General features: G+C 59.4%; 22 protein-coding genes, 1 tRNA gene and 3 pseudogenes. 12 read left to right on the top strand and 14 right to left on the bottom strand.

Annotation, left to right across the window (positions count from 1 at the left end; genetic code table 11):
- Positions 1-31 precede the first annotated feature (31 nt).
- Positions 32-754 (bottom strand): 50S ribosomal protein L21, encoded by a 723-nt coding sequence (locus tag LY631_RS01055; protein WP_274423252.1) that lies wholly within the window; start codon positions 752-754, stop codon positions 32-34.
- Between the two features lie 263 nt (positions 755-1017).
- On the opposite strand from LY631_RS01055, the gene LY631_RS01050 reads away from it, so the two are divergent.
- From LY631_RS01050 to LY631_RS01040, 3 genes and pseudogenes are all read left to right on the top strand, one after another.
- Positions 1018-1107, top strand: a tRNA-Ser gene (locus tag LY631_RS01050).
- A gap of 47 nt (positions 1108-1154) precedes the next feature.
- Positions 1155-1436 carry a hypothetical protein gene (locus LY631_RS01045; RefSeq protein ID WP_274423251.1) on the top strand — a complete coding sequence of 94 codons (282 nt, stop codon included), beginning with the start codon at positions 1155-1157 and terminating at the stop codon, positions 1434-1436.
- Positions 1437-1548: 112 nt separating this feature from the next.
- Positions 1549-1827, top strand: a pseudogene (locus LY631_RS01040) (TetR/AcrR family transcriptional regulator); the annotation flags it as partial.
- Between the two features lie 115 nt (positions 1828-1942).
- Here the strand turns inward: LY631_RS01040 and LY631_RS01035 are convergent.
- Positions 1943-2788 carry an alpha/beta fold hydrolase gene (locus LY631_RS01035; protein ID WP_274423250.1) on the bottom strand — a complete coding sequence of 282 codons (846 nt, stop codon included), beginning with the start codon at positions 2786-2788 and terminating at the stop codon, positions 1943-1945.
- 556 nt (positions 2789-3344) lie between these two features.
- Here LY631_RS01035 and LY631_RS01030 point away from each other — a divergent pair.
- A complete protein-coding gene (locus LY631_RS01030; RefSeq protein ID WP_274423249.1) occupies positions 3345-4088 on the top strand; it encodes a GlxA family transcriptional regulator in 744 nt (247 codons plus the stop codon).
- On the opposite strand, the gene LY631_RS20425 is transcribed toward LY631_RS01030, so the two are convergent.
- The 4 genes and pseudogenes from LY631_RS20425 to LY631_RS20415 all read right to left on the bottom strand — a co-directional run bounded on the left by LY631_RS20425 (position 4085) and on the right by LY631_RS20415 (position 5481).
- Positions 4085-4375 (bottom strand): TipAS antibiotic-recognition domain-containing protein, encoded by a 291-nt coding sequence (locus tag LY631_RS20425; RefSeq protein ID WP_445082818.1) that lies wholly within the window; start codon positions 4373-4375, stop codon positions 4085-4087. The two genes, LY631_RS01030 and LY631_RS20425, sit on opposite strands and share 4 nt — an antisense overlap.
- A pseudogene (locus LY631_RS20420) lies at positions 4363-4491 on the bottom strand (MerR family transcriptional regulator); the annotation flags it as partial. The gene LY631_RS20425 and the pseudogene LY631_RS20420, both read right to left, overlap by 13 nt.
- A gap of 388 nt (positions 4492-4879) precedes the next feature.
- Positions 4880-5230 (bottom strand): MmyB family transcriptional regulator, encoded by a 351-nt coding sequence (locus LY631_RS01025; protein ID WP_274423248.1) that lies wholly within the window; start codon positions 5228-5230, stop codon positions 4880-4882.
- Positions 5215-5481, bottom strand: coding sequence for an MmyB family transcriptional regulator (locus LY631_RS20415; protein ID WP_445082817.1), 267 nt, complete (start codon positions 5479-5481; stop codon positions 5215-5217). The genes LY631_RS01025 and LY631_RS20415 overlap by 16 nt, the downstream gene beginning before the upstream one ends.
- A 588-nt stretch (positions 5482-6069) precedes the next feature.
- Between LY631_RS20415 and LY631_RS01020 the strand changes: the two genes are divergently transcribed.
- Positions 6070-6768 carry a GntR family transcriptional regulator gene (locus LY631_RS01020; RefSeq protein WP_274423247.1) on the top strand — a complete coding sequence of 233 codons (699 nt, stop codon included), beginning with the start codon at positions 6070-6072 and terminating at the stop codon, positions 6766-6768.
- Positions 6769-6789: 21 nt separating this feature from the next.
- On the opposite strand, the gene LY631_RS01015 is transcribed toward LY631_RS01020, so the two are convergent.
- The 6 genes from LY631_RS01015 to LY631_RS00990 form a co-directional block, all read right to left on the bottom strand.
- Positions 6790-7230, bottom strand: a complete 441-nt coding sequence (locus tag LY631_RS01015; RefSeq protein WP_274423246.1) for a type II 3-dehydroquinate dehydratase — start codon at positions 7228-7230, stop codon at positions 6790-6792.
- Between the two features lie 15 nt (positions 7231-7245).
- Positions 7246-8541 carry a TRAP transporter large permease gene (locus LY631_RS01010; RefSeq protein WP_274423245.1) on the bottom strand — a complete coding sequence of 432 codons (1296 nt, stop codon included), beginning with the start codon at positions 8539-8541 and terminating at the stop codon, positions 7246-7248.
- Positions 8538-9062, bottom strand: a complete 525-nt coding sequence (locus LY631_RS01005; protein WP_274423244.1) for a TRAP transporter small permease — start codon at positions 9060-9062, stop codon at positions 8538-8540. Before LY631_RS01005 ends, LY631_RS01010 begins: the two co-directional genes overlap by 4 nt.
- A 65-nt stretch (positions 9063-9127) precedes the next feature.
- A complete protein-coding gene (dctP, locus tag LY631_RS01000) occupies positions 9128-10120 on the bottom strand; it encodes a TRAP transporter substrate-binding protein DctP (RefSeq protein ID WP_274423243.1) in 993 nt (330 codons plus the stop codon).
- Positions 10121-10213: 93 nt separating this feature from the next.
- Entirely contained in the window at positions 10214-12085 is a 1872-nt protein-coding gene (locus LY631_RS00995) for a bifunctional sugar phosphate isomerase/epimerase/4-hydroxyphenylpyruvate dioxygenase family protein (RefSeq protein ID WP_274423242.1), read from the bottom strand.
- A gap of 7 nt (positions 12086-12092) precedes the next feature.
- Entirely contained in the window at positions 12093-12962 is an 870-nt protein-coding gene (locus LY631_RS00990; protein ID WP_274423241.1) for a shikimate dehydrogenase, read from the bottom strand.
- Between the two features lie 118 nt (positions 12963-13080).
- Between LY631_RS00990 and LY631_RS00985 the strand changes: the two genes are divergently transcribed.
- From LY631_RS00985 to LY631_RS00975, 3 genes are all read left to right on the top strand, one after another.
- Positions 13081-13785, top strand: a complete 705-nt coding sequence (locus tag LY631_RS00985) for a TetR/AcrR family transcriptional regulator (RefSeq protein ID WP_274423240.1) — start codon at positions 13081-13083, stop codon at positions 13783-13785.
- A gap of 783 nt (positions 13786-14568) precedes the next feature.
- Positions 14569-18201, top strand: a complete 3633-nt coding sequence (locus LY631_RS00980; RefSeq protein ID WP_274423239.1) for an autotransporter domain-containing protein — start codon at positions 14569-14571, stop codon at positions 18199-18201.
- Between the two features lie 13 nt (positions 18202-18214).
- Positions 18215-18469, top strand: coding sequence for a hypothetical protein (locus LY631_RS00975; protein ID WP_274423238.1), 255 nt, complete (start codon positions 18215-18217; stop codon positions 18467-18469).
- A gap of 247 nt (positions 18470-18716) precedes the next feature.
- Here the strand turns inward: LY631_RS00975 and LY631_RS20410 are convergent, their stop codons facing one another.
- Both LY631_RS20410 and LY631_RS00970 read right to left on the bottom strand, forming a co-directional pair.
- Positions 18717-18989: a ShlB/FhaC/HecB family hemolysin secretion/activation protein gene (locus tag LY631_RS20410; RefSeq protein WP_445082816.1), complete on the bottom strand. Its 273-nt coding sequence runs from the start codon at positions 18987-18989 to the stop codon at positions 18717-18719.
- Positions 18898-19242 carry a hypothetical protein gene (locus LY631_RS00970; protein ID WP_274423237.1) on the bottom strand — a complete coding sequence of 115 codons (345 nt, stop codon included), beginning with the start codon at positions 19240-19242 and terminating at the stop codon, positions 18898-18900. Before LY631_RS00970 ends, LY631_RS20410 begins: the two co-directional genes overlap by 92 nt.
- A gap of 64 nt (positions 19243-19306) precedes the next feature.
- Here LY631_RS00970 and LY631_RS00965 point away from each other — a divergent pair, with 64 nt between their 5' ends.
- From LY631_RS00965 to LY631_RS00955, 4 genes and pseudogenes are all read left to right on the top strand, one after another.
- Positions 19307-21133, top strand: coding sequence for a winged helix-turn-helix domain-containing protein (locus LY631_RS00965; RefSeq protein ID WP_274423236.1), 1827 nt, complete (start codon positions 19307-19309; stop codon positions 21131-21133).
- A gap of 387 nt (positions 21134-21520) precedes the next feature.
- Positions 21521-22798, top strand: coding sequence for a tetratricopeptide repeat protein (locus LY631_RS00960; protein ID WP_274423235.1), 1278 nt, complete (start codon positions 21521-21523; stop codon positions 22796-22798).
- 9 nt (positions 22799-22807) lie between these two features.
- Positions 22808-23218 (top strand): annotated as a pseudogene (locus LY631_RS20405) (FecR family protein); the annotation flags it as partial.
- A 402-nt stretch (positions 23219-23620) separates the two neighbouring features.
- Positions 23621-25570, top strand: a complete 1950-nt coding sequence (locus LY631_RS00955) for a hypothetical protein (RefSeq protein ID WP_274423234.1) — start codon at positions 23621-23623, stop codon at positions 25568-25570.
- The last annotated feature ends 30 nt before the right edge of the window (positions 25571-25600 follow it).

Here is a 25600-nt window from a genome sequence, read left to right as displayed (position 1 = left end):
CAATTCCAAACTCTGGGGCCAGCGCCCCGATTTATTGCGCCAGTTCTTTGGCCTGCTCACGCCAGTCGTTGATCTGATCGGCGCTGAAGGGCATGGCCTCGTCAATGCGCGCAACGTCCTCGTCCGTGAGCGCCGCGACCTGGGCAAAGGTGGTGATGCCCTGCTCCTTGAGCTGGCCGGCCGCCACCGGCCCGACGCCCTTGAGCTTCGTCAGATCGTCCGCTTCGCCCTTGGGCGCGGTGAAGAGCGGCTTGGCAGCGCTTTCGCCCTTGGACTCGGTCTTTTTCGGCGCGGCTTCCTTCTTGGCGGCGGACTTTTCGTCAGCCTGCTTCGTATCGGCCTTTGCCGTCTCCGCGGGCTTCGTTTCCGCCTTCTTTACTTCCGGCTTCTCTTCGGCCTTGGCAGCGGGCTTCGCGGCGGCCTTCTTCGAAGGCTTGGCGCCGTTCGTGAGGATCTCCGAGATGCGAACCGTCGTCAGAAGCTGACGATGGCCCCGCTTGCGGCGCGAATTCTGGCGCCTGCGCTTCTTGAAGGCGATGACCTTCGGCCCACGGCCCTGCTCGACCACTTCAGCCGCAACGCTGGCGCCGTCCACCAGGGGGGCGCCGATCGTCACGTTTTCACCTTCGCCGACGGCAAGCACATCGCCGAACTGGACGATCTCGCCGGGCTCGCCGGCCACGCGCTCGACCTTGAGCACGTCATCGGCGGAAACGCGGTATTGCTTACCGCCTGCTTTAATGACTGCGAACATCTTTCTTGCCTTTCAGTGTCCGGTCCGGCTTGGGTTTCACGAGCGAAACCTGCCGTCTTTTTGTCAGTCGTTCCAGATTGGCCCATGGGCCACGAAATAAGCGGCGCAGGGCATGCCCACGCCGCAACGATGGGTCCCATACCGGCAAGAAGCGAAAACGTCAAGGCCGATAGCGGTGAGTCTTGCCGGATTTGGCCTTGTCTCGGCGGCTTTTGGTCGTTATCTAAGCGCCGCTGCACAAGGGCGCGGTCTCGCGCCCGCGCGGAGAGGTGGCTGAGTGGTTGAAAGCACCGCACTCGAAATGCGGCATACTCGCAAGGGTATCGGGGGTTCGAATCCCTCCCTCTCCGCCATCTAAGACAGGCCAAAAGCCCCGCATTTCCGCCTTTTTAGCGTTCTCTTGACGTCACGCGCAAAGCGAGAGGGCTCCATCGAGAACCTGTTGCAGCGCATCACGCTCGTCCTGAATCGCGACGCTGTCGAGGATGAGCAAGATGTTGCCGCCGTTCTCGGTGGTGAGGACCGCCCGTCCCTTATGCTCTCGGACCTGCTCGACGAATACGAGGCCCTGCAAAGTACGATCCTCGGCCGCATGTCCAAAGATCAGGTGCGCAAATGGCGAAACCCGAAGAAGCGCGCCCGGCCCGACACTGTCGCCCACCAGCACAATACCGGCTTTTGAGCCGGCATGCCCACACTGAGTGACCCGGCGGCACCTTCATCTTAACGTGGCGCGGACGGCCGTTCAGCGCAATGAGCCGACACTGGCTATTAAGCCGTAAAGCGGATTTCCGCTTCGCGCCCCAGAAGCCGCTGAGCGAAACGCCACCCAAGGCCTGCTGCTGTTGAGGGAAGACATCTCTAATCCCACGCTCCGCGCCCGCGGCGCCGCCTGGGGTCACCGTCTTGCTGAAGCTCTGGGCCGCCGCCTGTCGGAGGACCCGGCGGAAGGGAAACGTCTCGGCTGGCAGATGGCGAGCCTATGGCAGGGCGCACACACGTGGTGGGCCTTCACGCGCGAGGAGCCACCTGACAGGGCGATCAAGCGGGTGTTGAAGGAGTGGTTACGCTGAAAGGCTTACCGAATTTCGCTGCACACACCAAGATGAATCGAGCTGCTATAATAACGGTGCGGTCTTTCGACCGTCCGTGACCATCCAAACTGTGGCCTGAAGCAGGTTCCCAACGCTATTCCTCAGTTCGAACTTCGACGGCAGAGATGATCACCTCCCAATCGTCGGGATGAATTTCGTGGCCACCCCCTTCGAGTCGAATGAGCTCTGCTCCATCGACAGTTTGTGCCAGCAATTCGCCATGCTCAATGGGAAAGATCGGATCGACAGTTCCGTGAATGACGAGGAGGGGCGCAGCCAATTGGCCCAGTTTTCCCTCCCATGCCTGGCCGCTCTTCAGTATGAAATGGTTGGTGGCGCTGACAAAATTGCTGGCGCGCTTGACGTCATGCTCCACAAGGTTACGGGCACGCACCTCATCATAGGGGTGCGCCGTACCAGCAATCATCCGGGTGTCCTTGACGATGAAGTCGATCACCTGTTCGTTGTCGGTCCAGTCGATGCTCTCGCCAGCAGCCGCGTGCTCCATATAGGTATCGCTGGTCTGCGGCAGGGTGGAGGTGTCGATACCCACCGGCGTGGAGGAAATGAGCGTCAGCGTTCTCACCCGCGCCGGATGAGCGAGGGCAGCAATCTGTGCGATCTCCCCGCCGAGCGACATACCGACCAGGTGGGCTCTTTCGATACCATAGGCGACGAGAACGCGCATTGCGTCCTCGGCCATGTCGTCCTTCGTATAGGGCGGGCTGCCCGGCTCGTAGAAGGTCGAAAGGCCAGTGTCGCGATTGTCATAGCGAATGACATAGCGACCTTGGGCGGCGAGCTTTTGGCAAAATTCTTCCGGCCACCATAGCATCGAGGCCATGGCACCCATGATAAGCAGAATAGGCTCGTGAGACGGGTCGCCAAAAGCCTCTGTGGCAATCTCCACGCCGTCGGCATTGATGATGCGTTCACTCATTTGAACGGGTTCTCCCTTTGCATAGGATGAAGCAGCAGAAAACTGAGATGTGATTGTTCCAGCGCTAAACACCGCCGCCGAGTGCAGCAGAGCGCGACGGGTCAGGCGCACGCTTCCAGGTAAGATACTGAAGTCTGTCATGGCTGTACTTTCTTTGACCTGCGTTAGATGCCTTCAGATCACACGCACCAGCCATCAATTCCAGATTGAGAATGGACAAGAAATGTCCATATGTGACAATCTCCAATAATGCGGCCATTTATTCGAAGCACTCCTCCGATCGTTGACGTCAGCATTCTGGTACTGCCCGAGACGGGGCCAATGGCTCCCTACGGTCTTTATGAGGTTCTGCAGGCTACTGGTGAACCTGGGGCGGAACCGGGTATTCCCGTGCGTTTCAAGCCACGACTCGTCGCACTCCGGAACGAGCCGTTCATCTCTTCCATAGGAATTCCCCTGACACCTCAGTTCTCGATTTCGGAGAATAATGACGCCGGACTGATTATCGTGTGCGATGCGGAGTTGCAGCCGGGCGAGACTCCGGAAGGCAGGTGGCATGATGAGATCGTGTGGTTGCGCCGGCGGCTTGAAGGTGGCGCCACGATCTGCTCGACCTGCAGCGGTGGCCGTCGTTCTGGCCGAGGCGGGTCTACTCGACGGCCATGAAGCGACATCGCATTGGGCGACGGCAGCATTGTTCCGCGACTATTATCCGGCCGTACGGTTCCGTCCCGAGCGTATTTTGTGTGACAGCGGACACCACGGCAGGATTGTCACCACCGGAGGTGCATCCTCCTGGCAGGATCTGGCGCTTTATCTCATCGGCCGGTTCTGCGGCGCGGTCGAGGCTGCACGCATAGCACGGCTGTTCGTCATTGGAGATCGAGGGAACGGGCAGTTGCCCTTCTCGACGATGGCTACACCACGCCGTCATGAGGATTCCGTCATAGCCGAAGTCCAAGGCTGGATAGCCGAGAACTTGGCTCAGCCAAACCCTGTGGCGCAAATGGCCAGGCGTTCCGGGCTGCATGACCGCACCTTCAAGCGCCGTTTCCGACAGGCGACCGGTTACACGCCTATCGACTATGTTCACGCCCTGCGCGTGGAGGAGGCGAAGCACATGCTCGAGACTTCGAGCATTTCGGTCGAAGCGGTTGCCGCCGAGATCGGTTATGCCGATCCGGCTCACTTCAGCCGGCTTTTCCGCAGGTTGGCAGGCATCACGCCCGCGCAATGGCGACGCCGCTATTTCATAGCGGCGATTCCGCACCCGAAGTTGGACTATTGCGGAACATCCTAGTTGGATTCCGGCCGCTTGGCCCACGAACGCATGGCAGTCGTGAGATACGTGGTGAAGCCCTCCCCGGCCTTGTCGAAGCGGGTGACAAAGTCAGGATGTTCGTAGACATCGGCCAATCCTGCATATGCCTCAGGTGTCGCTTCTCTCTCCCAAGCCCATGTTAACCATTTCCGGTGTCGTTCGATGGCTGCATCCAAGGAATGGGCCTGAGGTGGCAATTCCTTGCCTGAAACCCTCGACAATTTGGTTCTAAGATCTCGTTGAGTTCCCTCATCGCCCGTTCCCATCCCTCCTCAGTCATTTTCTCAGAACGTTCACGACTAGACTGGATATGGTTCTTCATCTCGTCGCCGTAACGCTCGATAAGCCACTGCTCGTATTCGGCTTGCTTCTCGGGCGACACGACGCCCAATTACAAATCTGCGTCCTTCATGACGCGATCTGCTTTCAGTTTGGCAATGGTGCGGTCGATCGTTCTAACCATCCTGGCGTATCGCTTCGCCTGCTCCGCCAACCGCTCGCGCCGCCTTTGCATCGTCGCAACCTTGTCGAAGCCAGGCGCCGTGCCACACGGCGTGTTCCGCCACAATATTCACTCTTGGCCCCTGGCGGCCGATCATCGATCGTCACCTCGGCTGCGAGGTCATGGGCGTTCTGCAGGGCGGTTCAGTTTCGTAGCAAGCTATAGGTGCCACCTGTAGCGTAACTCTAGAGTGCCTGAAGTGCGGACGTTAGTCGCTTCCGCGTATCAGTCTCTTCGGCGGGCTGCATGATGACTAGCCGGAGACTTGTCAGGCGTTCATCAGCAAGATCAAAGCCCGTATGCTCGAAAGCAAGTTCACCAAGGGTGGATGGTGAAAATGCTTCATGCCATCCCGCCATCCGCGAACGTTCGGTTCTGCCCACCAACGTGAAAATTCGGGACTCTTCTGCAAGAGGATGGATGTCAATTCATCGAACCAGGGCTCTCCCCGGTATCGGGCATAGTCGGCGCGAAACGCGGCGACCAATCCCTTGGCGTGCTCCTCCCACTTCGGGATCATGTCCTGCAAGGGACCGATCAGACCCATATACAGGCAATTGCGCTCGACCCCGCTGAGCGCCGCGAAAGTCTCCGAGAACGAGGTTAGCGGCATTTCCATGCAAGGACGTCCCAACGTCTGCCGTGAATGTAGGCTGGGCAGGGAAGGAGTTCATCCAGAACACGCTGGAGTCTTCCGCTGATGCCTTGTCCTTCCGCAAAGGAACCATGTTTCTCAGGCGTATGATTGGAAAGAAGCAGAAGGTGCCGTATCTCGGCAGGTTCCAGACGCAACGCATGTCCAATCCGTTCCAGCGTTTGCGCAGACGCCCTTAGGTCGCGTGCCTGCTCAAGCCATTTGTACCATTCCACGGAATGTCGGCGAGTTGGGCCACCTCTTCTCGACGCAACCCGGGCGTGCGCCTGCGCCGCCCTCTGACAAGCCCCACATCCTCAGGGCTTAGCCGTGCCCGGCAATTCTTGAGGAAGCGGGCGAGTTCGAGCTTCTGGTCGGCTTTCAACACTCTGATCTCGCTTATGCGGGGACAAGTTATACCATGATAACTGGCGCCATGCCTCTGAGCATTGAAGTCGAAAACCTCGTGGCCGCAGAAAATCGGGGCGATGGCTCGCCTTCTGTCACAGAAGCTACCCTCGACGATCGTTTCGGAGTGCATCGCGGAGGGTCGGCAGCTTTGCGCCCAAAATCGGTCGTGGTGCCGGATATTGAGGTTTCCCGAAAGCCGCCGTCCCTGCCACTTATTTCGCGGAGTCTATTCGCTACGAAAGCAGACGCTCTCGGCGGAGCTTAAAGCTCCAGTCCGACTGTGTTTCGATGCTTCTGTTATCGTTCCAAAATTGATATCGCGGTGGAACTTGGCTCCCCCCGGTATCGTGCGGCCATGCGGAAACGTTTCCCCGTTACACCAACAATCCTCGACGTGTATATTGATTACTACCATGCTGGATCATTTGGAAAATCTGCGGTTCGAAACATCGCTTCGCGACGGCGAGACAATCGGCGACACCGCGTATCGGCGCATTCGACTACATATCGTCAACGGGCATCTGAAACCACGCGAGAAACTGAAGCTCGATCACATGAAGCAAGTCTACGGCGCCAGCGTTACGACGCTTCGAGAAATCCTCAACCGGCTGGCCGTGGAGGAACTTGTCGCAGCCGAGGGCCAGCGCGGGTTTCGCGTGGCCGCCGTCAGCGATGACGAATTGCAAGATCTGGCCGATCTGCGGATCCTTTTGGAGACCCATGCGCTGCGCCAGTCCATCGCGCTTGGAGATCTCGACTGGGAAGCGCGTGTGGTGGCTGCTCACTACAAGCTGTCCGTCCTCGAAGGCGCGCTAGTAGAGGACGAGGCGAATGCGGTCGGTGAGTGGGTCGTTTCGGACTGGGGCTTTCATTACGCCACGATCTCGGCGTGCAACATGCCGGTGCTGGCGCGCACCCACATCTCGATCTTCGACCGTTTCGCGCGCTATCACATGCTGGCGCTGGATTTTCGCGGTAAGCCGGTCGCGGAGGAACACGCCGAACTGCGTGACCTGGTCATCGGGCGCAAGACGGACGCGGCCGTCGACCTGCTGACGCGGCACATCCGCAGCGGCGTCGAACACATAATGGCTTCTGGCGGGTTCGGCTGAGCCGGCCGGGGTCTTGACCACTCAGCCCCTGGCCCACTCCGCCAGTTTGCGCAGGGCGAATTCGTAGCCACGGATGCCGAAGCCTTCGATCTTTGCCGAAGCCGCCTTGGAAACATAGGACCAGTGACGAAACTCGTCGCGCTTGAACAAAGGAGAGATATGCACCTCGATGATCGGGCGGTCGTAGATCAACAGACTGTCGAGAATTGCGATCGAAGTGGATGTGAAGCCTGCGGGATTAATCAGCAGACCTGCGCTCGTGCCGCGGCCTTGTTTGATCCACTTCATGATCTCGGCTTCGCTGTCACTCTGGCGAAAATCGATGGTCACGCCCTCCTTTTCGGCGACCCGCCGGCAGAGCGCTTCGACGTCATCGAGCGTGTCATGCCCGTAGACCTCGGGCTGACGTGTTCCGAGCATATCGAGATTAGGCCCGTTGATAATGAGGATACTGTCGGCCATCGATTTCTCCATATATCAGCCGTTGTAGCCGTATAGGCGCGGGAGCCAGAGAACGACGTCGGGCAGGAAGGTGATGGTGACGAGCCCCGCGATCGTGATCCCGAGGAACGGCAGCAGAAAGTAGATGGTATCGCGTATCGGTGATCGCGTGATCGAGCTCACGACGAAGAGAAGCAGCCCATAGGGTGGAGTGGCGAGGCCGATCATTGTGTTGACGACAACGATAACGCCGAAATGCACTGGATCGACGCCCAGCGAGACCGCCGTGGGCAGAAAAATCGGCACGATCACGAGAAGGATCGCATTGGCCTCTAGGAGGCAGCCGAGGACCAGCAGGATCGCGTTGACCATGAGCAGGAAGGTCACGCGGTTCAGTTGCGTGTCGCCCAGCGCATTGCTGATCGCGTTCGGAACCTGCTCGATAGTGACGACATAGTTGAAGGCAAGTGCCCCGGCGATCAGGAAGCCCACCGCGGCGGTGGACTTGGCGCTGTGGCGAACGGTGTTGTATGCCGTCTGCAGCGAGACCGAGCGGTAGAAAAGTGTCGATACGAGAAAAGCGTAAAGAGCCGCCAAAGCCGCGGCCTCGGTGGGTGTCGTGACTCCGCCATAGATGCCCACCAGCAGGATGACCGGCATCAAAAGGGCGGGCACGGCCCGCAACGTGATCCGCGGCAACTCGCGCACGGGAACCGGGTCCTCGACCGGGTAGCCGTGGATTCGCGCCTGCCAGGCGTTCATCGCCATCAACAGGACGCCGAGGATCAGGCCCGGCGCGACGCCTCCCAGGAACAGGAAGCCGATCGACGTGTCCGAGACGAGGGCATAGAGCACCATCGGGATGGACGGCGGGATGATCGGGCCGATGATTGCCGAGGCCGCCGTGATCGCACCGGCGTAGGCACCGGGATATTTCCCGTCCTTGGTCATCAGGTTGATGATGATGCGGCCCATTCCCACTGCGTCGGCGATAGCGGACCCGGACATGCCCGAAAAGATCAACGAGGAGACGACGTTCACGTGGCCGAGCCCGCCGCGAAACCGGCCTACGAGCGCGCGGCAGAAATCCAGCAGCCGATCCGAAAGCGACCCGACGTTCATCAGGTCAGCGGCGAAGATGAAGAGCGGGATTGCGAGCAGCACGTAGGACCCGTAAAGCCCCGTCAGCATCTGTTCGAAGGCGATCGACATGTCCTGGCCCTGCAGCAGCAGGTAGAGGACGGAGGACGCCAGCATGGCATGACCGATCGGCAGACCGATGATGGCCGTCACGACGATGGCGGCGACGGTGACGCCGAACTCCCAACTCATTCGGAAAAATCCTTGCGGCCGATGTCGTCGGCGGTGCTGTGCCCGACGTGCCGGCCTTGCGCGGCGGTCCAGAAGATCCAGAGATATCGCAGGATCGTCACGAAGGAAAAGATCAGCGCAATCGAATAGACCCAGTTAAACCCTATATCGAGGTACGAGGTCTCCTGGATCTTCATGAAGGTTACGAAGTCCCAGAGCGCCGGCAGTGACCAGGCGTAGATCCCGACGAGGAGGATCGAGAAGATCACGCGGAACCAGCGGCGGACCGCGTCGGGAACGCTGCCGTAGACGATGTCGAAACGGATCTCGTCAATTTCCTCGGCCGAAACCGACTGGCCCCAGAGCAGGATCCACAGCCAAGCGATCACACAGACTTCCACGGTCCAGCCGACCGGATTGTCCATGACATAGCGCATGAACACCTGGATGATGAAACACAAAAACATCGCAACCAGCAGAATGGCGGGCACTGCGTCGGCGAGGCAGCGCAGCAGCTTGATAAATCGGGGCGCCGACGTCATGGGCAGGATCCGTAGAAAGCGGGCCCGCGCAGCGCACGGGCCCGGCAGGATTGTTTGCGGAAGGCTTATTCAGCCAAGGCGTTGATCTCTTCGACCATACCCTCGGGCCAGCTCTCAGCGAACTCCGACTCAAGGTACTTCTGCTGGGCATAGTCCCTGAAGGCAATCCGGTCGGGTTCGTAGACCCTCAGGCCTTCGTCCTTGAAGAACTGAACCAGTTCCGCCTCGCGGTCGAGATGCCTTTGCGTCGACTTCTCGATCGCTCCGTCGGTAGCCGTCTGAAGGGTTTCCTGCTGCTCGGGCGTAAAGCTCTCCCAGAGTTCAGAACTGATCGCCAGCACATCGAAGCCGACAAGATGCCCTGTCAGGACGATCTGGCTCGTCACCTCATAGAACTTCATATTGTAGTCGTTCGGCAGCGGGTTGTCCTGCCCGTCGATCGCGCCGGTCTGGAGCGCGGTGTAGACTTCCGCATAGGCCAGCGGCGTCGGATTCGCACCTATAGCCTCGCCCAGGAACTGCCATGCGTCGCCACCGGGCATGCGCAGCGTGATGCCGTTCAGATCCTCGGGCGTCATTACTTCGATATCGGGCGCGAGGTTCACGTGCCGTGTCCCGAAATAGACGGGCGCGAGCACATGGATACCTGCTTCCTCGGCCATCGATTTCAGTTCTTCGCCGACTTCGCTTTCGAAGGTCGCCTTCAGATGATCGGCATCGCTGAAGAGATACGCCGAGGTCACGATGGACCATTCAGGGATCTGCTCGGCTATCGTTTGCGGAGCTATCAGGCCCATTTCGAGGTTGCCGCGCTGAATGGCCGTCATCTCGGAACCTTGAGAGACGAGCGTGGCGCCGTTGAACACCTGCATGTCGAAGGTATCCGAAACGGCTTCCGCAATTTCGGCGAAGGCTTCCGCACGAATATCGTTTTCCGAAACGACGGAACTCAGCCGCAAGGTCGGCTTGTCCTGTGCGAAGGCGGCACCTGGCACGGCCAATGCGGTGGACGTGCCGATTGCGGCCGCAAGTGCCGCGCGTCGGGTCATGCGTGTCATTGGTTTCCTCCCTATGACGTTGTCACCGGATCCCCGGCAGGTTGAAAGTTTTATATGATGTAACACGAAATCTCATACGTTTCTATGCAGGCATCATCCTTTCTGTTTCTGATGCCGCTTCTGCGCTGCAATGCGGAATGGCGCGTTGGGGGCGCCGTAGCCGGAATATCCGCCCCGGCGTTCGACGATTTCCATGAACATCTGCCTGGCGAAGGGCTGGGAGTAGAGTTGGAAATACTCTCCGTTACTGTCCGCGTCGTAGAGGATGTTGGCCTCACGCATGCGCTCCAGCATGCTTGGGTCAATCTCGAACCGTGCCGCCAGGTCATCGAAATAGTTGGGAGACAGCTGCAGGACGGGAAAACCTTTTTCCCGCAAGACTTTTGCCGTCGAGAAGATATCGTCGGTAGCCAGCGCGACATGCTGGACCGTGCCGCCGGAGCCTTCGGCCAGGAAGGATCCGGCAAGTGTGCGGCGGGTTTCCGCCCCGTTCAGGGTGATCCGGAAATCGCCCGCCGGCGTGGCGATGGCGCGGCTACGCACCAGGCCGTCCGGATCGACCACATCCACCATCGGCGCCCTCTCCATGTCGAAGAGCGTCGTGTAGAACAACGACCAGGACAGCATCTCGTCATAGGACATGGTCTGCGCGATGTGATCGATCCGGGTCAAGCCGGCATCCTGTCCGGCGTGATCTTCGGACAAGAACTCGACATCCCAGACCTGCGACAGCGCGCCGTCGTCAATGAAGTGCATCACGCTGCCGCCAAGTCCCCGGATGGCGGGTATGGGCAACTCGCCCGGTCCGAGAGGTTGGGAGAAGGTTTTCGCCCCAAGCGCGGTGGCCCGCGTCACGGTATCCGCTGCCGAGCCGACAGACAGGCCGATGTCGCAGACCGTGGGACCGCGCGCGTTCCAGGCGGTGCCGGCATGGCCTGTGGTTTCGGCATTCAGAACGATGCGGATCGCCCCTTGCTGCCACAGCGTCACGTGCTTGGACACGTGCCGTCCCACCTGCCGGAAGCCGAGGCTCTCCAGCAGGCTTTCGAGCGCCGCAAGTTCCTCACCCTGCGCGGCGAATTCGACGAAGGCCGTGTCACGGACCGGGATCGGCTTGGGCAAGGGTCGGATTTCGGGAGCAGCCTCGGGCTCGACCCGGCGCACCTCGTCCATGAGCGCGATCAGGGACCGGTAGCCATCCTGCGCGATTGTGTCCGGACTGCCGCCGCGGAACTGGTCGTTGAAGATCTCGAGACTGACCGGACCGGCGTAGCCTGTCGCCATTACCGCCCGCATGAAATCCGTCACGGCAAGATCGCCCTCGCCCGGCATGTTGCGGAAATGGCGGGACCAGTAAAGCAGGTCCATCTCGATCGCCGGGGCGTCCGCGAGTTGGACGAAGAAGATGCGCTCGCCCGGTATACGGCGGATCGATTCGGTGTCGATACCGCGTCCGAGCGTGTGGAAACTATCGAGAATCAGGCCGATGGCGTCGTGGTCGGCCCTCCGCACGATTTCCCATGCGTCGCGGTGGTCGTTGATATGCCGCCCCCAGGCCAGCGCCTCGTAGCCGACGCGCAGTCCCCGGCTGGCGGCGCGCTCCCCGAGCGCGGCGAAATCCGCCGCCGCCCTGTCGATTCCGCCGAGCGCCTCCGAGTGGACCGAGGAGCAGACCAGCATCAGGTCGCAGCCGAGTTCCTGCATGACGTCGAACTTGCGCTCGGCCCGGTCGAACGCCTTGGCCCGCAGCGCCCCCGGGAGGCCCTCGAAATCGCGGAAGGGCTGGAAGAGCATGACCTCCAGCCCGGCTTCCCGGATGCGCTCGCCGATCACTCTCGGGCTTCGGACGTCGGCGATGAAGTCTTGCTCGAAGATCTCGATGCCGGAAAAGCCGGCGGCCGCGATGGTCTCGATCTTTTCCTCGAGATTGCCGGAGATAGAGACTGTTGCGATGCCTGTCTTCATGCGCCCCTCACATCCGACCCAAACGGCGAAAGGTATTGAGCATCCGGTCCGCGTTAGCAGGTTGCCCGGTGAAGAGCTCGAAGGCTCGCACGGCTTGGAAAACGGCCATGCCCTCGCCGCTAAGTGTCCGGCAACCGCGTGCCCGCGCGGCCTTCAGGAGCGGTGTTTCCAGCGGAAAATATACGATGTCCGCCACCCAGTGCCGCGTCTCTATGAGGGCAGGGTCGATCGGCAAGTGCGGCAACTTGGCCATGCCGACCGGGGTTGCATTGACGATGCCGTCCGCTTCCTCCACTGCAGCGGCGATATCGGTTACCGCTTCGGCCTGCGGCCCGATGGTCCGTGCTAGATCCTCAGCGGCGCCCTCACGTTTATCGAACATCGTGAGGCGCCTTACGCCCAGCGCGATCAAGGCGTGGGCAACGGCACCGCCTGCGCCGCCTGCGCCGATCAGAAACACCGAATCTAGCGGCGCGTCAGTCAGTCCGCGCCGCATACTTTCGGAAAAACCCCAGAAATCGGTGTTGTGTCCGAGGCGCCTGCCATCGCGGAAGACGATGGTGTTGACAGCCTCAACACGCTGCGCGGCCTGTGAAAGCTGGTCCAGGTGGAAGATGATTTCCCGCTTGTAGGGAAACGTCACGTTGAGCCCAACGAAGCCCTCTGCTTCGCAGCGTTGGAGAGTTTCGCGAAGCGAGGCCTCCCCTGTAACAGTATCCATGTCCAGTAGCTCGTAGCTGCAGGAGAGCCCCTGGGTGGCAGCTTCAGCCTCGTGCATCGCGGGAGTTCGGGATGGACCGATTCCACGGCCGACCAAGCCCAGACGCAAAGCGCCAGCGTAGATGGTCGATCTGTCCTGGACCTGGTCCAACCGCATGCCTCCGTGGCCTTCCTTTCCGCGCCATCAAAATGTACCATGCAGTACAATTCGTCAAGGCCAAATGTACTATCTCGATCATTTTGCTTCTGGTACGGATATTGGTATGGAAAACGGCATGAAAACGGGCATTGAGCGGCGTGGCTGGACACAGAATCCCGAGGCGGTGAAGCAGGACATCCTGTCCGTCGCAATCTCCGAGTTCGCCTCCAATGGCCTCTCGGGCGCCAGGGTCGACACGATCGCCTCCCGAACCCGGACGTCCAAACGAATGATCTATTATTATTTCGGCGACAAGCTGGGGCTTTACACGCGGGCACTCGAGGCGGCCTACCTGAAGGTCCGTGAGGGAGAGGCGGCGCTTAACCTGGACCATCTGCCGCCTGAGGAGGCTTTAACGCGCCTGGTCGCCTTTACCTTTGATCATCATAAGAAGAATCCGGATTTTATCCGGATGGTGATGATCGAGAACATCCATAATGCCGAGAACCTCGCCGCGTCACAGGTCATCCGCGACATGAACATGGCTGCGATCGAGAAGCTGGCGACGATTTGCCGCCGAGGTGAGGAAGAGGGCGTGTTCCGGAAGGGCCTCGACCCAGTTGCTTTGCACTGGCAAATCAGCGCTGCGAGCTTCTTCAACGTCTCGAACCGCCCGACTTTCTCGGCTATCTTCGGGGCAGGGTTGTTCGGTGACGACGCGCAGGAGTGCATTCGCAGGCAGACTGTCGAGAGCATCCTCGCGATTGCCGCAAAATCGCGCGTAGAACCGAAGATCACGGATCGACGATCCGGCTGCGACGTGGCCGACGCCGGCGACTAACCCGCATTCGCTACCGGCGCTAAAGCGGTTTTGAACGGCTGTTCTCATCGTGATGACGCTGAAGCAGCCGATCCCTTTCGGGAGCAAAACCGCAATCTTCTACCTTAGCCGGGTGAATGTCACCTTCTGGATTCTCGCGGCATCGGTTCGGAACATCTTGCTTGGTATCGGAACCGGTCGTAGTGTGCGCTGCGTGACAGAATGGCAGCTTTCCCACCATCAGTGCCGAAAAGCGGTCTGTCTGGAATCGGCTCCAGGACTGCCGTGCAGGAACGCGTCCCGAAGTCGGTCGTTCCAACAGTTCTGTTCGCTCGCCTAAAGCCTACATCGAGGACAGTTCAACCCTTGAACATCTGCGCGGACTTTCTTGCGATTTCGGGCAAGGCTTTTTTCATCGGTCAAGCTTCCCAACCGCACGCGGAAGGGTTCGGCGCACCACTCCCAGACATTGCCAAGCAATGCTGTAGAGGCCGATTGGGTTTGGCTAAAAACGGTCGACCGGAGCGGAGCCATGGTCGCCGTCGGCCAGCGTGTCTTGAGTGTGGGAGCCGTTCTCCCATGCCGTTCTCGGTACGAAACGTGGGGACATCGGATGGATGCCTTGTCGACGGGGCAATGCCGAACGACGTATCAATCGAATTTGACGGATTGGCTAACGATGAGATGAAATGCTATCGTTAACTGTCGGACTTGCCTTTTTAATGACTATCGATACTCGGCTATAAATCCGATACCTCTTCGAGCGAAGGGGTACCTTCCACTTTGATGTGGTTGGAGGGCTAAATGCAATCCGGTTCTATTGCTGCCGTGAGTCGTTCTCACGGAAATGTTGATCGTCTGCTGATCGAGCGGGCTGCCGCATTGCTTGTCCTTGTCTGCTCAATTTTCGTGGCGACAGCTGCATATGCGCAGCACATCGAAGTGACATCCGACAAGAACACTTTCACCACTGAGGGCGAGACAATTGTCTTCAGCTATACGGTCTATCCGGGATCATATACCGTTACGTCGCTCGAAGTTGAAACGCCGACGCGGCTGGGATTGACTCCGAATTGTCCGACTGCCACGAACCCCCTGCCGGATCCGTACGAGTGCAGTGCGAGCTATCAGATTACCGCAGCTGACATGGCAAGCGGGTTGGTCATAGAGAGCTTCTCGATTTCAGCAACCCGAGTGGGTGGCAGTTGGACCGCCTCATCGAACGTTCACCGCGTCAATCGCGATGGCGGCGGCGGGACTACTACCACAGTGTCGGCCAGCCCCGGCACGGTTGAATACGGAGAGGCGGTGACGTTCACGGCAACGATCAGCCCCAATGGCGTCGGCACACCCACTGGCGACGTTACGTTCAGAGTCGGGGATTTTTTTGCGCCCGCTTATTCAGCCGTGGCACCGCTGGTCGGGACCACGGCCACACACACCACGACCACAGTGCCCGTCGGAGTGCATTCCTACCAGGCTTCGTATTCCGGGGATGATGATTTCGGAGGCAGCACCGGATTCTCGACTGGAACGATCCAAGTCACCAAAGCTGCCACGTCAATGTCACTGGTTCCGGGTTCGGCCTCGGGCGCCGCCGGAGAAAGCGTCACCTTTACCGCTGCCGTTTCCGGCAGCAATGGTACGGTGCCCAGCGGGAACGTCACCTTCACGATCGATGGTGCATCCCCACAGGACGTGGCTCTGAATTCAAGCGGGGAAGCCGTCTTCACGCACACCTTCAACGACGGAGGAGCATACGAAATCAGTGCTGAATACGATGGCGACGCAAACCATCTGGCCTCCGGCAGCACGATCGACAACTACAACGTGGAAGCGATTCCGCCGTCTGTGACATCCGTTTCCGTTCCGGCCAATGGCTATTACCGGACCGGAGACACGCTCATTTTCAGAGTGCATTGGGACGAAAATATCTTTGTAAACACGACCGGAGGGACGCCCTATATCCCTTTGACCATCGGCGCGGCAACACGATCGGCGGCATATATAACCGGCAGCGGAACAAAAGATCCTATATTCGGATACACAATCCAGCCGGAGGAGATGGACCTCGACGGTATAGAGCTGGGAACGGCGATTGTCCCGAACGGCGGCACCATTCAAGATGCTAATGGCACAGATGCGGTTCTCGCGCTCAAGAACGTCGGCCCCACCAGCAGTGTCTTGGTATATGCCGTCAATCCCGCGGTTGTTTCGATCGAAGTTGCCGGCAACCCTGCACCTGACGCCGACAGCGTGATCTTCGAGGTCACGTTTTCCGAAGCCGTTACGGGCTTTGCCTTGGCCGATATGGTGCTGGCGTCAACCGGCACGGCCTCCGGGACATTGACCGCAATACAGACCGCGGACGATATTGCTTACACCGTTCGAGTCGACAACATTTCCGGATCGGGCATCCTTCGCCTCGACGTCTTGGCAAATGCGGTAAACAACCTCGCCGGTAACAGCAATGCGGCCTTTACGAGCGCGACGCCATGGACCGTGGCCCCGCCGATCACCCTGACGCCGACCAGCCTGCCCGACGGATCAGCGGGAACGGCCTACGATCCGGTGACCTTCGTTGTCGAGGACGGCACTGCTCCCTTCCGTTTTGCCTTGGCGGGCGATCTCCCCGATGGACTGGTCTTCGACAACGGCACGCTCTCAGGCTTGCCGACCGCTGCGGGAAGTTTCACTTTCACCGTGAGCGTAACTGATGCCAACAACGTAACGGCCACGCGCGAATACACTCTTGCCATCGACACCCCGGAACTCTCCGTCACCATGCCGGGCCTGCCTAACGGCAAGGTGAACACGGAATTCGGGCCCTTCAGCGTGTCGGCCTCGGGCGGCACGGAGCCCTATGCGTTCGCTCTGATTTCAGGCAACCTGCCGGATGGCTTGACGATCGCCTCAGACGGCACACTGTCTGGCACACCGACGGAAGCGGGCGATTTCGCTTTTACTGTCAAAGCTACCGACAATTTCGGTTTCGAAGGCGCGGCAAATGCCACGCTCAAGATCGAACCGCTGAACATCCCGGTCGCCCGGGACATGGTCCTGGAGGTCATGGCGGGAACCAGCGGTGCCGTCGACCTGACAGACGGAGCGACGGGCGGTCCATTCACTGCGGCAGTGATCGTTGCGCATCCTGCTGCCGAGGCGGGCAAAGCATCGATAGATCGGAAAAGGGACAGTTATGAGCTGAACTTCCAGGCTTCCGCTACCTTTTCGGGAACGTCCATCCTTCAATACACGTTGTCAAACGCCGATGGCACGTCGGATCCGGCAACAGTCACCGTCAACGTGATCGCGCGCCCTGATCCGTCTCAGGACCAGGAAGTGATCGGGATTCTGCGGGCGCAGGCCGAGACCGCCAAGCGGTTCGCCGTGACGCAGACGGGGAACTTTAACCGCCGCCTCGAGCAACTTCACAATGAGGGCGATCGCCGCAGCAACTCCTTGAACCTTAACATCGGGATGCAGGACGATTCCTTGCGCACCGCCTACGGGCAGGAGATCGAAGCCGATCCGGCGCTTGAGGCGTTCCGGAGCATGCAAGGGGCTCCCAAAGTGGATGCAGCCTCGCATGCTGCGGACAGGCTGCCGAGCAGCCTCGCCTTCTGGACAGGCGGATACGTCAACTTTTCCGAAGCTGACAGCGGCGGTCTCGACCTCGATAGCACCATGGCGGGCGTCAGCGGCGGGATTGACTACCGTTTCTCGCGAAAATTCGTGGCGGGCCTCGGCTTCGGATATGGCCGTGACAAGACCGAGGTGGGCGACAACGGCACCGAGAGTAAGGCCTACGCCTGGTCGGTGGCCGCTTACGGCAGCTACAAGCCGATGCCGTCCATCTTCATCGACGGCCTGATCGGTTACGGCTTTATGGACTTCGACAGCCGCCGCTACGTGACGGAGACGGGAGACATCGTCACGGGTTCGCGCGACGGCACACAGGTCTTCGGCTCCGTATCGGCGGGCTACGAGTATCGGCAGGACCACTGGCTGATCTCCCCCTATGGCGGTTTGGAAGCCTCGAGGTCGAAGCTCGACGGCTTCAGCGAAATCGGGGGCGGCATCTGGGGGCTGACCTACGGAGACCAGACGCTCGACACGCTCTACGGAACGTTGGGCTTGCGATTTGAACATGCGATACCGAGGGCCTGGGGTGTCCTGACACCCCGCGGGCGGATCGAATACACCCATGACTTCGAGGGATCGAGCCGTGCCAGCCTTAGCTACACGGACGTCGGAAGCCTGCCATACGCCATTGAGTTTGACCCTCTCTCCAGAGACCGTTTGACCATCGGCCTTGGCTTCGATGCGCTGATCGGCGAGAGCTGGAACCTGAGCTTCGATTACCGAACCGCCTTCGGCTCCGGCGGGAGAAGCCGCGACCACACGTTGGCCGTAAAGGTCGGAGGGCAGTTCTGAAGTAGAGAAGAGTATGATGGAGACCGTCGATCTCGACCGATGTCCGGTTCCAATCGTGATGACCGTCGGCACGAAAGGCCGAGATGGCGGTCGACAACCGAATGGCAGCTTTCCCATTTTCTTCGCCAGAACCGGACGGGCCGCAACCGGCTCCAGGACTGCCGGGCTGCAACGCGCCTATTTTCGGTCGCTCAGTGAACTGGCTTGGATCGCGGAAGCGGTCATTCGTTCTGGTAGCCGCAACCGGCGACCCTTTGCGAAGCTCTGACGCGCAGTTCGCGATGGCGTGGCATGAGTTGCGCTCACTCTTGCCGGAATCGTCCAGTCGCCCGCCTCCGTAAGGCCGGCGTCCCTGAGGGCGTATCCGGCGGAAAACCATTGCATTTGAAGTGGTCGGCGACAGTGTAGTCGAGGCCGGCGCCACACTGGCCAGCGTGAACGCTTGCGAACTGAAGAGGTCCTTGCCGTCGCCTAGATCGCTGAAGAGAAAAGGTGACGACGCTAGGGTTCCCCGGCTACCTTTGAAGCGGCGAAACGGTGGGCGCGCGCAGTCCGTTGCGCCAAACGAAACCGCGGTCGACGCTTACGTCATCAAAGTCGTAGCGGCGCGTGGCGTAATAACCGCCGAGCGAGAGCCGTTCGGTGTCGGGCAGAGGCTGACCGGCAAGGATGCCGGAGAAGGCGCCTGATCCAGGATCAGGTCCGGCAGGTCCGTCTGGCGTGTCGCATCCAAGGCGCCATAGGAATAGGTGACTTCGTCGACACGCCGGTTGGAGAAGGTCGCCCATGCAGCCGCATGGTTGCCGACAGAACACCGCCGGGGTTCCCTTTGATGCGGGCGTCGACCGACGTGCAGCCGAACGAATCCGCCCAGGTCTCAGACCAGCCGATGACGATCTGGAAAAGATCGGCCTCGTCATGGACGACCGGGATGCCCACGAAGGAGGTGTCGAGATCGAGCGTCTTGAACTCCACACCGCCATAGATGTTGCCCCAGTAGCGGCCCGGCAGCAGGTTGGACACCGCCGAGCGATAGATCACCGGCAGCTCAAAGGTCGTGTTCTTGAATGTAGTAAAGAGCCCGGTCGCGAAGGGTGAGGCCTCTGTGAGTTTTCAGATCAAACACTGCAGCATGTCATTAGATCGCGCACTTCTGCTCTTCGCACCCGAGTCTGACCGTACACTTGAAAATGTGGTGCTTTCACTGCATTCTGAAGGCAAGTTGTGCGTCGCATCGGTTTCTGAAGGCGGCCGCGATATAGTTGGGAGAGCCACTAAGGTGGGTAAACCGGTTCGGCGGGGGCATCTGGCGTTTGACGCGCACTTTACCACAGCCGTGGATGAGCAGGGAGAGACGATCCGCTTCAGCCGTTCTGAGCGAAAGCTTCTGTTCCTGTTTTCACAACGCGCGGGGCATGTTCTTCCTCGCGATGTTCTGCTCGATGCGGTATCCGGCCACGGGTCCGACGTCAACGACCGAAACATCGACCATCTGGTCAATCGGCTGAGACGCAAACTGGGCGATTCTGCGCACGACCCAAAGTTTATCGCCACGCAGTACGGCGAGGGCTATATCTGGATTGCCGATAGTGGGGCGGCGAACGGCGATCCCGCCGGACCGATTATCCTGGGACCGCTCACGGGGCTGAGTAAATGTAAGCGGTTCAGGAAGGCCGGTGAGCGTTTTACCGGTAGAATAAGACAGCGGCTACAGGAAGAGTTACGTTCGGTCACCACGCCGATTTTCGGAGCGGCGGATCTTGCCTCTCCGCGGAAACTGAAGCACGCTGACGGTGCCTTCCGTCTGGAGCTTGCATTTCTCGAAATCGACAATCGCCTCGACTGCGCAGTTACCCTTAAACGCTCCGAAAGCGAAGATGTGGTTGCGATTACGCGGATCGAGGTGGAACGGAGCCCGGAAAAAAATACCGCGGTGGCTGATCGACTGGTCACCGATATCGTCGCCCGCATCTGGGATCTTGTGGGCATCAAAGCATCTGCGCTGGAGGCGCCCACCGCCCTCCCGACGGCGGTGCGGATGCACGAAGCCGCGCAAGTCGTCGGCACGGTGCCGGAGTACAGCTGGAAGGATAACGAGGATCGGCTGCGTGCGGTTCTTAACGAACGGCCAAATGATGCCGAAGCCAGACTGATGCTCGCAATTGCGCTGCACACAAAATATGTGCTCTCGGGTATCGAAATATTCTCGTCGTCGGATCCGCGCGAAGAAGACATCGCCGAGATGGAAGAGCTGGTTTGTGGGGCGCTGCCCGGGATCCAGGAGAACGGCGTGCACGCCCTTACCGCGGCTAAGCTCCTGTGGTTCGTCAATCCGGCCCACAGGCCGCTTGCTATGAAAATTGGAAAGCGCGCCTTCGAGACCACCCCCGCCTTCGGAGCAGCCTGTTCACTCTACGGGCAACTCCAGATGTGGAATGGCGACATTGAGCAGGCGCTCCTGCTCTACGACAAGGCGCTTGGCTTCACGCAACCGGAAACGCACTTCCACCTGTACCTGCTTGTTCTGATTTGCCAGGCGCACACGGCTGCGGGAAATCCCGAAGCCTTGGGGTGGGCGCTGAAAGGGCTGTGCGATCGCGGCCCGCAAAACCGCCGGCTGTTCCCGCTGCTTTTCCAGCCGCCGCCAAGCCTCGATGTGAGCGGGGATCTCGAAGCGATGTTGGCCGGCATGAATTGTCAACAGGCCTATGCCGGTTTGCGGCAGGTTCACTTTATCTGCGCACGGCTGTTCCTGCATCCACAAAAGCAGTGCAACATTTTACAGCGGCCATTTAACCTTCTTACCGATTGCTTTGGCGATGCTTGTGTTCCCAGAGAGGTCGCCGCTACGATGAGTATTCCTAGACCCCTGAGCCGGACAGCTAGAGGCAGAATCGAGCCGGACTGGTCTGGTTCGGTGGAACACCGGTAATTCAGTAGAAAGTCTTTGCGCACACGAGCGCGGAATTCGCGAGAGGGCGCTCCGCCCTGACCGCCACCCAAAACATCAAATAATTGTGCGACAATTGTCGATTACGTTGCACAGCGCCGCTGGGGCGTCGTGCCGCAGGACGTACTGGCGGCGGCGGTTCTTTTCGTCACTCGCAGTGGATCGGAACAACCGCTCAGCCTAATCACCGCTGCCAAGGAAAAGACCAGCATGCCACGCACTCTGCGTCCCCCACTTGATCCGGTACTCGGCACAATGCACTCGGCATTCAACGACAGGATGCCTAGGTGCATAATCACTGTCTTATGCACGCTTCTGGCGATCTTGCCGTGGACATTGCCGGCACAAGCGCGGGACACGGCGAATGTCATGCCGCAAGTAACCGGCGAGACACTCGCAGCCATTCAGGAGCGCCGCGAAAAGCTTCTCCAGATGATGATGGCGGATCCCGCCAATCTCGACGCCGCATTCGAGTACGCGACGCTTTCCTCGCGCGCGGGCGATCTCGAGGCGGCGATCTCCACATTTCAGCGTATGCTTATTCTGGTCCCAGGCGTTCCACGGCTGCAGCTCGAATTGGGCGTGCTCTATTTCCGCTTGGGGTCCTACGAGATGGCAAAGGAATATCTCGATCGAGCTCTTGCAGCGCCGAACATTCCGCAGGCCGTGCAGGCCAACGTCGCCCCCTATCTCAAAGCGATTGAGGAAAGGACCGCAGTTAACCAGTTCCACGGCGGCATCATGATTGGCGCTCGGTATCAGACGAACGCGAATGGCGGTCCGCAGGACGAAATCATCAACCTCAACGGCCTTGATTTCATTCTCAACGATACTGCGCTCGCAGACTCAGACGCGAACGCTTTCATTTCCGGCAATTTTCGCTACTCGCGGAAGCTTTCTTCCCTGGGTGACCGTTTCGATGTGGATTTGCGAACCTATGGTGCGCTCTTTGCCGAGCACGATGAGATCGACACCGCACTTGGCGAGCTGACGTTCGGTCCGGTGGTCGATCTCGAACGCTTCGGCATAGAGGATTCCAGTATCGGTATTTACGGAATTCTTGGCGGGATCGCGCTTCACGGCGACACGTACCGGACAAGCGTCGGCGCCGGGCTTGAATTCGACAAGGCGTTGAGCCAGCGCACCATCGCGAGCATAGGCGCCGAATACCGGTACGAAGATTATCACAACACCGATTTGAGACCCACTTCCTCTTACAAGACCGGAGACGTATATCGTCTCAGCGGCACTGTACGACACCGCTTTACCCGCAATCTAACCGGCTTTGTGACGGCCGAGGCGCAGCGCCACGACGCCCGCAAGGATTTCAAGAGCAACGAAGAGTTTGGCCTTAGCTTCGGCGGCAATTACCGGTTTGCTTCGCCCCTGGACAAGCAAGAGCGTCCCTGGGTCGCCGGTTTGGCAGCGGGATTCCTGGAACGCGAATACGGTGCTGCCGATCCGAATATCTTGGCCTCTACGGCGCAACGCGATTCAGAAATCTTTGTGCGCGGAATGCTAACCGTCCCCTTCAAAGAAAGCTGGGCCGTTCAAACGGTGGTTAGCTACCGCGATGTGGATTCGAACTACGACATCAACTCCCACGACAACGCGACTATTTCCATCGGTCTCATGAGAACCTTTTAGGAGAGTCATATGACGCTTGGTAGGGACTTTCTTTCGTCGGCTTTCTGCCTGGTGTTCACGGTGGCTCCAGTATCCGCAGAACAGGTTGGGGTAAGTGCAGCTGTCACTCCGTCCGCGTACGGCACACACCCTGGTGAATCGATGCGCACCATTCGATTGGGTGATCGCATTGTTCATAACGAGCATGTCGAAACTGATACTGATGGCCTTCTGCAAATCCTCTTGGCGGATGGCACTACTTTCACTGTCGGGCCCGACTCAAGCTTGACGATCGATTCTTTTGTTTACGATCCGGACACCGGAACAGCCGAGCTGACTGCCTCTGCCAGCAAAGGAATCTTCCGCTTCATCGGCGGCATAGCATCGAAACGCAAGGGCGGAGTGAACATTAAAACGCCCGTGGGGACTGTCGGCATTCGAGGCGCAATCGCCGATATGAGGGTAACCCCGGTAAGCTTTGAGGGACAACTGCTGTTCGGAAGGCAACTCAGCCTGACAACGGATCAGGCGACAGGCACCCAAAAGAACTATGAAGTTCTGGAGGGTCAAGGAATAATTGCGGGTATTTCCGATGGATCTCTAGATGTTAGTACGGGGATTATTTCTCCGGAAATGGTCTATGAAATTGGCAGGTTACTTTGGGCTAAGAACGCTGATCCAGATTTCCCGCCGCTGGCTCCCCCCGAGTATGTGAATAAAAAGCTCGAACAATATCGAATGGAGCAGCGGACGCAGCAGCAGCAGGCAATTCTCGCCAGGCAAGCCCAACAACGAGCGCAGGAGAAGGTGCTCGAGCAATTTGTCAGGGAGCGAAAAGCTCAAGTGAATCTTACGCAGGAAGCTTGGCTAGAGAAAGTTCGAAGGGAACTCGACAAAGAGTCTGGCGATAATGATGGCGATGGAACTCCCGGCGGCGACGAAGACGGCGGCAACCCTGGCGAGGGTGATGGCGGTACGCCGGAACCGCCGGAATATTCATATGTTCCGCTCCGGGTTCTGACGGCGCAAGAAGCGGGCGGAGACGGAGTTGTCGGCGGCTCGTCCGCTCACGACCAGAGCATCACGCTCAAGGTAGAAGATGGGAAGGGTGAGGGAACCGGGGAGCTTGAGCAGGGCACCGTGACGCTGCCTGTCTATGAGGACGAGGCGTTTACCGCTCACGAGGTCGATGCGGCTTCGTCTCCGTTCGGTCTCTTGTCGGGCACGGCATATAGCGGCCCAGACGCGTTCACCGCCTACCTTCTCGGCATCGATGGGGATCCGTCGCAGCCTTTTTACGCCGTCAGAGGAACCGAGGCCAATGGCCTCTCGGTTTTCCAGGGCAAAGGTGTTCGGCGCTACAGCCTGACGGTCGACCCGCTCCAGGGCGTTACTGTGCCGTTCGTGACTGACAATCCCAATTTCGATTTCTCCGAGGCTGCGACATCCGACCTTTTCTTTGCCGAATCCGCAAACGTTGCTGATGGCAGTGCGCGTGTGTTCCAGAACTGGGTTTCCATCAATGGAACGGGGGCGGATCAGAAAAGCGCCATCGGGGTGAATGTCGGCGCTGTCTCCACCGACGGCAAAGGCTTTCGTCTTGACCGTCGTGGCAGCTACCGCGTTTCCGCCAACGGACCGTCATTCCAGATGTTCGGCACGGCAGGAACTATTGCCGGAGTGTCTGGGGGATCAATCTTCGGCTCCAACGGAGAGAATTTCGTCGTGAGCGACGAAATGCTCGAACCCGGCCACTTCTACGACTCCCAATCGAACAAGTTTGTCGCCGGAGCCGATTTCTCGACCGTCCATGTGGGCAATCTGGAAGCCGAGAAAGCCGCGCCATCGCGTGGGCTTTCGGGAGAATACAACGGCTATGCTGCAGGCGTTATCGAAGGCGCCTATTCGAACCACTATGGTTCCTTCGACCCGGTTCTTGCAAAAACCAGCGGCCCCGATGCGAAGGTGATCTTCAATCCTGAGAACCGCAGTCTCGGCGGGTCCATCCGTGTCGAAGGCATTGGTCCGATGGGGACGCCGGACGAGTTGATCGTCCCGTTCGGCGATGGGATTGACGGAAACACTGAGGACGGCGCTTCTGCACACATCGATGACGACACGTTCGGCGCCACCGCCAATCCGAACAATGACAAAACTTATGTCATCCAAAACGAGCTCGTTGCAAAGCAGGTGAATACGCAGGAAGCGGCAACCTATTTCGTCTCCTCCGGCGCGGTGGAGGGGCTGTCCGAAAGCGAGCTCATGAGCGGCGTGGATGCTGACCACCGGTGTACCGAGTGTGATTTCCTGAAATGGGGGTGGTGGGGGACACAGGCCGAGGTGGCCGTTTCCGAAGGCGATGCGTCCGAGGTCGTCCAGCGCGTCGGCGTCCATCTCGGCAGTTGGGCCGTAGGCGATATCGCCGATGTGAGCGAGCTTTCTACATCGACGGCAACATATCAGGGCCTCGCGGTCGGCAACGTAATCAACAATGACGCCTCATATGTCGCAGCAGGCGAAATGGATATGGATTACAATTTCGGTCTGGGAACAGGAGAGGTTTCCGTCTCCGGCTTCGACGGGCGCGACTTCGGCGGCACCGTCAATGGAGCGACCAGCGGCCAGGCGACATTCGAGGGCGCCCTCGCGGGTGGCGGTGGCGTTGAGGGTTCGGCGAGCGGCGCGTTCGTCAATGACGGAGGTGATATTGCCGCGGGTGTGATCGGCGACTTCCAGGTCAATGACGGCGCCAACTGGCGCGCCAGCGGTATCTTTGCCGGACAGAGGCGCTGACACCGCGGGATGGCGTTCCTGGGCTGAGCA

This window comes from Chelativorans sp. YIM 93263, assembly GCF_028767125.1.
In the GTDB taxonomy this organism is placed as follows: Bacteria; Pseudomonadota; Alphaproteobacteria; order Rhizobiales; family Rhizobiaceae; genus Chelativorans.
Note: the sequence above shows the minus strand (reverse complement) of the source record. Positions and strands in the feature narration are given on the sequence as shown.